This window comes from Streptomyces sp. NPDC054849, from assembly GCF_053610945.1.
The window spans coordinates 30573-39396 of sequence record NZ_JBSGZI010000079.1 but is presented as its reverse complement, the minus strand read 5'-3'; the positions used below and the strand labels follow the sequence as shown (position 1 = coordinate 39396).

General features: G+C 69.6%; 8 protein-coding genes. 3 read left to right on the top strand and 5 right to left on the bottom strand.

The window, feature by feature from the left end; all coding sequences use genetic code 11:
* Nucleotides 1-105: 105 nt before the first annotated feature.
* Nucleotides 106-573: an RDD family protein gene (locus tag ACWGIF_RS27760; protein WP_453501509.1), complete on the bottom strand. Its 468-nt coding sequence runs from the start codon at nt 571-573 to the stop codon at nt 106-108.
* Between the two features lie 184 nt (nt 574-757).
* Between ACWGIF_RS27760 and glnA the strand changes: the two genes are divergently transcribed.
* Both glnA and ACWGIF_RS27750 read left to right on the top strand, forming a co-directional pair.
* The gene (glnA, locus tag ACWGIF_RS27755) at nt 758-2167 is read left to right on the top strand and encodes a type I glutamate--ammonia ligase (protein WP_401180537.1); all 1410 of its coding nucleotides are present in this window, start codon (nt 758-760) and stop codon (nt 2165-2167) included.
* 140 nt (nt 2168-2307) lie between these two features.
* The gene (locus tag ACWGIF_RS27750; RefSeq protein ID WP_453501507.1) at nt 2308-2940 is read left to right on the top strand and encodes a hypothetical protein; all 633 of its coding nucleotides are present in this window, start codon (nt 2308-2310) and stop codon (nt 2938-2940) included.
* Nucleotides 2941-3022: 82 nt separating this feature from the next.
* Here ACWGIF_RS27750 and ACWGIF_RS27745 read toward each other — a convergent pair whose 3' ends face one another.
* Nucleotides 3023-3676, bottom strand: coding sequence for a TetR/AcrR family transcriptional regulator (locus ACWGIF_RS27745; RefSeq protein ID WP_453501506.1), 654 nt, complete (start codon nt 3674-3676; stop codon nt 3023-3025).
* Between the two features lie 87 nt (nt 3677-3763).
* Between ACWGIF_RS27745 and ACWGIF_RS27740 the strand changes: the two genes are divergently transcribed.
* The gene (locus tag ACWGIF_RS27740) at nt 3764-4534 is read left to right on the top strand and encodes an SDR family NAD(P)-dependent oxidoreductase (protein WP_453501504.1); all 771 of its coding nucleotides are present in this window, start codon (nt 3764-3766) and stop codon (nt 4532-4534) included.
* Here the strand turns inward: ACWGIF_RS27740 and ACWGIF_RS27735 are convergent, their stop codons facing one another.
* The 3 genes from ACWGIF_RS27735 to ACWGIF_RS27725 form a co-directional block, all read right to left on the bottom strand.
* Entirely contained in the window at nt 4535-5053 is a 519-nt protein-coding gene (locus ACWGIF_RS27735) for a DUF4240 domain-containing protein (protein WP_453501503.1), read from the bottom strand.
* A gap of 113 nt (nt 5054-5166) precedes the next feature.
* Complete coding sequence (gene aceE / locus ACWGIF_RS27730; protein ID WP_453501501.1) at nt 5167-7851, bottom strand: pyruvate dehydrogenase (acetyl-transferring), homodimeric type; 2685 nt, start codon at nt 7849-7851, stop codon at nt 5167-5169.
* 220 nt (nt 7852-8071) lie between these two features.
* Nucleotides 8072-8695, bottom strand: coding sequence for a GntR family transcriptional regulator (locus ACWGIF_RS27725; protein WP_453501514.1), 624 nt, complete (start codon nt 8693-8695; stop codon nt 8072-8074).
* Nucleotides 8696-8824: the final 129 nt, after the last annotated feature.

Here is an 8824-nt window from a genome sequence, read left to right as displayed (position 1 = left end):
CCTCCCGAACCGGCCGGTTCGGGAGGCGCCCCTGTGTCGTACGTGGCATACACCCCGCCGTGTTCCGCCGTGCGGGCGGCGGAAGCGGGGGCCCGGGGAGGGAACCTAGATGCGGACCTGGACGGCGCGCGCGAGACGGTCGTGCAGACCGCGCCCGTCCCGGTCCCAGATCAGCGCCGGGACGACCAGGGCCAGCAGCAGTGTGCGCACGATCACCCGGACGAAGCCGAGGCGGCCGCCGGACTCCGAGACCACGCGCAGGCCCAGGGCCCGCTTGCCGGGCGTGGAGCCCACGGTGCCGACCGTCAGGACGGTCAGGGCCACGAAGAGCCCCAGGGTCCAGTCGCCCGCCGCGCCCAGGTTGCCGCCCGTGATCAGCCCGTACGCAATCAGCTGGCAGCCGATCCAGTCGAGGGCGACGGCGCCGAGCCGGCGCCCGAAGCGAGCCACCGAGCCGGGCCCCTGCTGCGGCAGACCGAGCCGCTGGCCCGGATAGCCGAAGTCGACGCCCATGTCCTCGGCGGCCGCGCGGGGGCCGGAGAGCCAGGATCCGATTGCCTGTCTGTTGTCCACCCGACCACGGTACCGGTGGCGCTGCACGTCACTCCGGCGGGACCCTGGTTAACTTGTGCGAAACAAATGGGTCATGCTTGAGAAATCCCGCCTGCTTATGGTCGGGTCAGCGTGCGGCACCGCACTGACGCACCACGAGCTATAAAGCCCGCCCTGCCCCGGGGTCGGGAGTAGGAGGAGTTGGATGTTCCAGAACGCCGACGAAGTGAAGCAGTACATCGAGGAGAACGACGTCAAGTTCGTCGACGTCCGCTTCTGTGACCTGCCTGGTGTGATGCAGCACTTCACCATTCCGGGGCGGGCGTTCGACCCGAACGAGGAGCTGGCCTTCGACGGCTCCTCGATCCGCGGCTTCCAGGCGATCCACGAGTCCGACATGGCGCTGCGTGCCGACATCAGCACCGCGCGCCTGGACCCGTTCCGCAAGGACAAGACGCTCAACATCAACTTCTTCATCCACGACCCGATCACGGGCGAGGCCTACAGCCGTGACCCGCGCAACATCGCGAAGAAGGCCGAGGCGTACCTCGCCTCCACCGGCATCGCCGACACCGCGTACTTCGGCCCCGAGGCCGAGTTCTACGTGTTCGACAGCGTGCGCTTCGCGACCAGCGCGAACGAGAGCTTCTACCACATCGACTCCGAGGCCGGTGCCTGGAACACGGGCTCCGAGGAGAACAACCGTGGTTACAAGGTCCGCTACAAGGGTGGTTACTTCCCCGTAGCCCCGGTCGACCACTTCGCCGACCTGCGCGCCGAGATCTCCCTCGAGCTGGACGCCCAGGGCCTCCAGGTCGAGCGTCAGCACCACGAGGTCGGCACCGGTGGCCAGGCCGAGATCAACTACAAGTTCAACACGCTGCTCGCCGCGGCCGACGACCTGATGCTCTTCAAGTACATCGTCAAGAACGTCGCCTGGCGCAACGGCAAGACCGCGACCTTCATGCCGAAGCCGATCTTCGGTGACAACGGCTCGGGCATGCACGTGCACCAGTCGCTGTGGGCGAACGGCGACCCGCTGTTCTACGACGAGGCCGGCTACGCGGGCCTGTCGGACACCGCGCGCTACTACATCGGCGGCATCCTCAAGCACGCGCCGTCGCTGCTGGCGTTCACCAACCCGACGGTGAACTCCTACCACCGCCTGGTGCCGGGCTTCGAGGCGCCGGTCAACATGGTGTACTCGCAGCGCAACCGCTCCGCCGCCATGCGCATCCCGATCACGGGCTCGAACCCGAAGGCCAAGCGCGTCGAGTTCCGCGCCCCGGACCCGTCGTCCAACCCGTACCTCGCCTTCTCGGCGCTGCTGCTCGCGGGCCTCGACGGTGTCAAGAACAAGATCGAGCCGATGGAGCCGATCGACAAGGACCTCTACGAGCTCTCGCCCGACGAGCACGCGAGCGTCCCGCAGGTCCCGACCAGCCTCGAGGACGTCCTCAAGGCCCTGGAGGAGGACCACGAGTACCTCCTGGCCGGCGGTGTCTTCACCCCGGACCTGATCGAGACCTGGATCGACTACAAGCGCACGCACGAGATCGCCCCGATCGCGCAGCGTCCGCACCCGCACGAGTTCGAGCTTTACTTCGACCTCTAGAAATGCCTGATGGGAGGCCCCCCGCCACACTCCACGGAGTGTGGCGGGGGGCCTTCTGTTTTGACAGCGGGTCGCGCTCGGGTGAGGGTGGAAATGTCCTAAAGGCTGGATAAGCGAGACATGTGCGGAGGTGCATGAAAATGCGCCGTAAGATCGTTGCGGCAGCCATGGCAGGCGCCGCGGGAGTCGCGATAGGTCTGCTGCCCGTCGCCGGCGCCTCGGCTTCGGTCGTCACCAGTGGTGGCGGGGGCGGGGGCGGGAACGGCGGCTACGACTGCTACCGGTACCCCTCGAACCGTTCCGACGCCCGGTGGGACTACTGCTGCGACCGTGACTGGCGCGACCGGCCAAGCTGGTGCGGGGACCGGGGCGGAGTCGGCGGATACAACGAGAACTGGCGCGACGACAACTGGCGCGACGCCCACTGGCACTCGAACTGGAACGACTCCGGCCGTGGTGGCAACGGTGACTGGGACTGGGGCAACGGCCGTGGTGGCAACGGTGACTGGGGCAATGGTCGCGGTGGCAACGGTGACTGGGGCAATGGTCGCGGTGGCAACGGTGACTGGGCCGGTGGCGGCAACGGTGACTGGGGCAACGACGGCCGTGGCGGCAACGGTGACTGGGGCAACGACGGCCGTGGTGGCAACGGTGACTGGGGCGGCGGCGGTGGCGGCGGCAACGGTGACTGGGGCGGCGGCGGTGGCGGCGGCAACGGTGACTGGGGCGGCGGCGGTGGCGGCGGCAACGGTGACTGGGGCGGCGGCCGCTGAGTCCGACAGGACACGTACCCGCTGAGCCCGAGCGGGACGCTGAGGGAAGCGGGCCCGGGGCGATGCCCCTGCTGTGCTGAGTTCAGCGCAGCAGGGGCATCGCGCCGGTGAGGTCGCGCAGGCACCGGACCGCGAGTTCGGCGGGCGAGCCGGGGCCCGAGACTGGGGCGTTCGTGGTCGACCACAGCTCCAGCGAGACGCGGATCGCGTCCGTGGCCGCCGCGGCGAGCAGGCGTACCTCCAGCGGGTCGGCATCCGTCCCCGCCAGCCGGGCGATCACCGGCACCAGGTGCTCCTCGGAGTCCTGGTTCACGCAGTACCAGACCGCCCGCAGGGCCTGGTCCCCCGCCGCCGCGCGCAGCAGGCCACGGGTCACCTCCAGGCCCTCCTCGACCGCCTGCGGGCCGCTCAGCGACCGGGTGACGGCGCGCTCCAGGGCCTCCGCGAGGGGCGTGCCGGGGTCCTCCTCGGCGAGCAGTGCGCGCCAGGCGTCGCCGCCGCCCGCCAGCAGCGGGGCCACCGCCTCCTGCTTGTTGCGGAAGTAGCGGTAGAAGGTGCGCAGCGCCACCCCCGCGCGGTGGGCGATGTCCTCGGCGGTGGTGCCGTCGGGGCCGTGTTCGGCGAACAGTTCACAGGCCGCGCGGGCGATGTCGAGCTGGGTGGCGGCCTTGCGGCGCTCGGTCAGCGACTGGGCTCCGGGACCGGCCTGGGAAGAGTACGGGCGAGGGGATCTCACGAGGGGAAGCGTACCCCTGGCACCCTTCGGTGATTACATTGATTGCCGCCATGGCAAAACGTGTCATGGCTTGGGTACGCTCGCGCCATGAACCGTTACAAGGGACGTCGTGTCCTCATCACCGGCGGCGGCTCCGGCATCGGCCGGGCCACTGTTCACCGCATCCTCGCCGAGGGCGGACGGGTCCACACGGTGGACGTCGACGCGGCCGGCCTGGAGGCCACCGCCGAGCGGGCCGCCGCCGAGGGCCACGAGGCCCGGCTCACCACCGCGCTCCTCGACATATCCGACGAGAACGCGGTCGAGGAGGGCGTGGCCGCCGCGACCCGCGCCCTCGGCGGGCTCGACGTGCTCGTCAACGCCGCGGGCATCCTGCGCTCCGCGCACACCCACGAGACCACGCTCGACCTCTGGAACAAGGTCATCGGGGTCAACCTGACGGGCACCTTCCTGATGATCCGGGCCTCGCTGCCGGCCCTGCTGGAGGGCGACCAGCCGGCCGTCGTGAACTTCAGCTCCACCTCGGCGTCCTTCGCTCACCCCTACATGTCCGCCTACGCGGCCAGCAAGGGCGGCATCCAGTCCATGACCCACGCGCTGGCCGCCGAATACAGCAAGCAGGGCCTGCGCTTCGTCTCCGTCGCACCCGGCTCCATCGAGTCCGGCATGACCACCGGCACCGGCCCGGGCCTGCCCGAGGACACCGACTGGTCCCTCTTCGCCAAGCTCGCCCCGGCCATCGGCCAGGGCTTCGCCGGCCCGCAGACCGTCGCCGGCGTCGTCGCCATGCTGGGCTCCGAGGACGGGGCGTTCATCACGGGTACGGAGATCCGCATCGACGGCGGCACGCACTACTGATCAACCGCGGAACCGGTCCCACAGCCGGGGGAAGCGCTCCGCGAGCACGGCTTCGTTCTCGAAGTCCAGCGGGGCGCCCTCCGGTTCCGCCGCCTGCAGCGGAATCCCCAGATCCGGCGCCACCGCCCCGGTCAGCTGCTCGTAGGCCTCGTCGGCGGCGTACCCCAGCTCCTCGCCGTCCCCGTCGATCTCTTCGTCGAACTCGGCCAGCAGCTCCGCCAGCTGGTCCGGATCGTGCACCCCGCCCTCGAACACCTCCCGCCCCTGGCCGATCAGCCAGCAGCGGAAGTAGTCGAACGCGTCGTCGCTCGCCCCGTCGAGCAGCACCCACGCCGCGCCCCACAGGTCCCAGGTGTACGCACGGTTGTACCGGGACTCGAAGTGACGGGCGAAGTCCAGGACGGAATCAGGATCGAGCTGGGCCAGCCGCTCCACGAGCAGCTCGGCGTGTTCCTCGGGGTCGCCGTCGGCGGCCTCGCGGGTACGGTCGACGATCTCCCAGAACTCCGTCTCGTCCATCACCGCTCCAGCATCACGGGTCCGCCCCGGCGCCGCCACCGCTCATACGGCCAAAGGCCGGTGTCCGCCCCCCGCAGGGGTGGACACCGGCCTTCCACCGGTCATACGGAGCCTCAGAGGCCGTAGCGCTCCCGGGCCTCCTTGACAGAGGACGCCGGTACCTCGCCGCGACGTGCGAGCTGGGCCAGTGCGGCCACGACGATCGACTGGGCGTCGACACCGAAGTGGCGGCGGGCGCCCTCGCGGGTGTCGGACAGGCCGAAGCCGTCCGTGCCCAGCGAGGTGTAGTCCTGCTCGACCCACTGGCTGATCTGGTCCGGGACCTGACGCATCCAGTCGGAGACGGCGAGGACCGGGCTGGTGACACCCTCCAGGGCGCGGGTGACGTACGGGGTGCGCACCTCGCCGCGCAGCAGCGCCTCGTCGCACTCCAGCGCGTCGCGCCGCAGCTCGCCCCACGAGGTGGCGGACCAGACGTCGGCGGCCACGTTCCAGTCGGCGGCCAGCAGCTGCTGCGCCTCCAGCACCCAGTGGATCGCCGTACCCGATGCCATCAGCTGGACCTTCGGGGCGTCGGCGGCCGGGGCCTTCTCCGCCAGGTCCGCCGCCGTGTTGAAGCGGTACAGACCCTTGAGGATGCCCTCCTCGACGCCCTCGGGCATCGCGGGCTGCACCTTCGGCTCGTTGTAGACCGTCATGTAGTAGAAGACGTCTTCCGGCTGCTCGCCGTACATCCGGCGCAGACCGTCCTTGACGATCACCGCGATCTCGTACGCGAAGGCCGGGTCGTAGTTGAGCGACGCCGGGTTCGTGGAGGCGATCAGGTGCGAGTGGCCGTCCGCGTGCTGCAGGCCCTCACCGGTCAGCGTGGTGCGGCCGGCGGTGGCGCCGACGATGAAGCCCTTGCCGAGCTGGTCGGCGAGCTGCCACATCTGGTCGGCGGTGCGCTGCCAGCCGAACATCGAGTAGAAGATGTAGAACGGGATCATCGGCTCGCCGTGCGTCGCGTACGACGTGCAGGCGGCGATGAAGTCGGCCATGGCGCCGGCCTCGGTGATCCCCTCGTTGAGGATCTGGCCGTCCTTGGCCTCCTTGTAGTACATGAGCTGGTCGCGGTCGACCGGCTCGTACGTCTGGCCCAGCGGCGAGTAGATGCCGGCCGACGGGAAGAGGGACTCCATACCGAAGGTACGGGCCTCGTCGGGAACGATCGGCACCCAGCGCTTGCCGGTCTCCTTGTCCCGCATCAGGTCCTTGACGAGCCGGACGAAGGCCATGGTGGTGGCCATCTCCTGCTTGCCGGAGCCCTTGAGCAGCGGGGCGAAGGAACGGTCCGCCGGGGCGGGCAGGGCCACGTGCCTGACCTTGCGGGCCGGGGCCGGACCGCCGAGCGCCGCGCGGCGTTCGTTCAGGTACTGCACCTCGGGGCTGTTCGCGCCCGGGTGTCCGTAGGGGACGACGCCGTCGGCGAAGGCGCTGTCCGGGATCGGCAGGCCAAGGAGGTCGCGCATGTCCTTGAACTCGTCGATCGTGAGCTTCTTCATCTGGTGGTTCGCGTTCTTCGACTCGAACCCGGCACCCAGCGTGTAGCCCTTGACGGTCTGCGCCAGGATGACCGTCGGCGCGCCCTTGTGCTCCAGGGCCGCCTTGTACGCGGCGTAGACCTTGCGGGGCTCGTGGCCGCCGCGGGAGCTGTGGAAGCACTCGGCGATCTTCGCGTCGGAGAGCACCCCGGCCAGCTGCACGAGCTCGGCGTTGGCGCCGAAGAAGTGCCGGCGGATGTAGGCCACGTCGCGGGTCGCGTACGTCTGGAACTGCGCGTCCGGTACCTCGCGCAGGCGGCGTACCAGGGCGCCCGTGGTGTCGAGCTGGAACAGCTCGTCCCAGGCGGAGCCCCACAGGGACTTGATGACGTTCCAGCCGGCGCCGCGGAACTGGGCTTCCAGCTCCTGCACGACGCGGAAGTTGGCGCGGACCGGACCGTCGAGGCGCTGCAGGTTGCAGTTGATGACGAAGGTCAGGTTGTCGAGCTGCTCGCGGGAGGCGAGGGCCAGGGCGGCGGTCGACTCGGGCTCGTCCATCTCGCCGTCGCCGAGGAAGGCCCAGACGTGCGAGTTGGCGGTGTCCTTGATGCTCCGGTTCTGCAGGTAGCGGTTGAAGCGCGCCTGGTAGATCGCGGAGAGCGGGCCGAGGCCCATGGACACCGTCGGGAACTCCCACAGCCACGGCAGGCGCCGCGGGTGCGGGTAGGACGGCAGGCCGTTGCCGCCGGACTCCTGGCGGAAGTTGTCGAGCTGCTGCTCGGAGATGCGCCCGTCGAGGAACGCACGGGCGTAGATACCGGGGGAGGCGTGGCCCTGGATGTAGAGCTGGTCGCCCGATCCGTCGGCCTCCTTCCCGCGGAAGAAGTGCTGGAAGCCGGTCTCGTACAGCCACGCGGCGGAGGCGAAGGTGGCGATGTGGCCGCCGACGCCGTACTTGGAGCCGCGGGTCACCATGGCGGCCGCGTTCCAGCGGTTCCATGCGGTGATCTTGGCTTCCATCTCCTCGTCACCGGGGAACTCGGGCTCCGCGGCGGTGGGGATGGTGTTGACGTAGTCCGTCTCCAGCAGCTTCGGCAGCGCGAGGCCGGCGGCCTCGGCGTGCTGGAGGGTGCGGCGGAGCAGGTATTCGGCGCGGCGCGTACCGGCGGCCTTGGCGACGGCGTCGAGGGAGGCCGCCCATTCGGCGGTCTCCTCGGTGTCGCGGTCCGGGAGCTGGTCGAGCTCGCTCGGAAGCTTTCCTACGGGGTCGGACATCGGTGTGCGCCGCCTTCCGGACAAAGGAGAGGTGGTGAAGAAAATCCCTGACGGGCAGGACAGGGTTGTTGGACCTGGTTGAGGTCCGTGACGACTGTAAATCGCTGATCGATGATCGATCAAATAAAAGTGACGAAGAAACGTCCATACGACAAAAGTCGGCACCCGGTGCCAATGAACAAGGCACCCGGTGCCGGGCAAATCGGGGCAATAGATCTGGTCAGGCGCGCGGGGCGCACCCGAGAACGTGGCGCTTCACGAGCAGACCGATGTCCGGATCCTGACTGCGGAACGCCTCGACGAGAGCCTCGTGCTCCTCGGCGTAAGACTTCTGGACGGTACCCAGCCAGCGGATGGACAAGGCCGTGAACACCTCGATGCCCAGGCTCTCCCAGGTGTGCAGCAGCACGCTGTTCCCGGCGGCCCGCACCATCTCCCGGTGGAACCCCACCGTGTGCCGCACCTGCGCTGTGCCGTCCGAGCTGCGGTCGGCCTCCCACAGCGCCGCCACGTGCGGCTCCAGCGCCGTGCAGTCGGTCGCCAGCCGGGGGGCGGCCAGCTCCGCCGCGATCTGCTCCAGACCGGCCCGGACCGGGTAGATCTCCTCCAGATCGGCGGCGGAGAGGTTCCGTACGCGCACGCCCTTGTTCGGCGCCGACTCGATCAGCCGCAGCGTCTCCAGCTCGCGCAGGGCCTCCCGTACAGGGGTCTGGCTGACCTCCAGCTCCACGGCGATCCGGCGCTCGACGATCCGCTCGCCGGGCTTCCAGCGCCCGCTGACGATCCCCTCCACGATGTGCTCGCGGATCTGCTCGCGCAGCGAGTGCACGACGGGTGGGGTGATCATCGGGGCTTCATCTCCTGGTGGGTGTGCAGGGTCATGCGGGGCCTGATGCGTAGACAATACGGCGGCGGCCCCCCCCCGCCCACCACCCCCCCCGCGGCCGCCCCACCATGGAGGGGAAGAACACAA